Source organism: Okeania hirsuta (assembly GCF_003838195.1).
Taxonomy (GTDB): Bacteria; Cyanobacteriota; Cyanobacteriia; order Cyanobacteriales; family Microcoleaceae; genus Okeania; species Okeania hirsuta.
Window position 1 is genome coordinate 1 of the sequence record NZ_RCBY01000692.1, and the last position, 568, is coordinate 568.

Annotated in this window: 2 protein-coding genes; one reads left to right on the plus strand and one right to left on the minus strand. The window is 41.2% G+C overall.

The window, feature by feature from the left end; translation table 11 throughout:
• On the plus strand, positions 1–251 hold a 251-nt coding region (locus D5R40_RS33700; protein WP_282433714.1), incomplete at its 5' end, for a glycosyltransferase.
• Here D5R40_RS33700 and D5R40_RS33705 read toward each other — a convergent pair.
• Positions 134–544 carry a glycosyltransferase gene (locus tag D5R40_RS33705; RefSeq protein ID WP_339379618.1) on the minus strand — a complete coding sequence of 137 codons (411 nt, stop codon included), beginning with the start codon at positions 542–544 and terminating at the stop codon, positions 134–136. The two genes, D5R40_RS33700 and D5R40_RS33705, sit on opposite strands and share 118 nt — an antisense overlap.
• Positions 545–568: the final 24 nt, after the last annotated feature.

Here is a 568-nt window from a genome sequence, read left to right on the forward strand (position 1 = left end):
TGGATGCTCAGTTAGTAATGTCTCTGGGGGGTTCGGCAACTCCAGAATCTCTACCTAATTTACCGGGAAATTCCCTAGTTGTCAAATATGCACCCCAGTTAGAACTACTGCAAAAAGCTACTCTGACTATTACTCATGCAGGTATGAATACAACTCTAGAATGTTTAAATAATGCAGTACCAATGGTTGCTATTCCTATTGCCTTTGACCAACCAGGAGTAGCAGCACGAGTTACCCCACCCGATCGCTGAATTGCTGACTGTAATCTCAAAGCATTTTGTTTATATGACGGTTGTGTTAGCACTTTGGAAATTGCTTTTCTTAATCGAGCTACAGTCAAACGCTTCAGTGGTATAGCTTCCCCTGCTCCACTCCAAGCAATTCGTGCTGCTACTCCTGGTTGGTCAAAGGCAATAGGAATAGCAACCATTGGTACTGCATTATTTAAACATTCTAGAGTTGTATTCATACCTGCATGAGTAATAGTCAGAGTAGCTTTTTGCAGTAGTTCTAACTGCAAAAAGCTACTCTGACTATTACTCATGCAGGTATGAATACAACTCTAGAA

Coding starts and splice junctions, on each gene's coding strand:
- D5R40_RS33705 (WP_339379618.1), bottom strand. CDS start 544: ATGAGTAATAGTCAGAGTAGCTTTTTGCAGTTAGAACTACTGCAAAAA.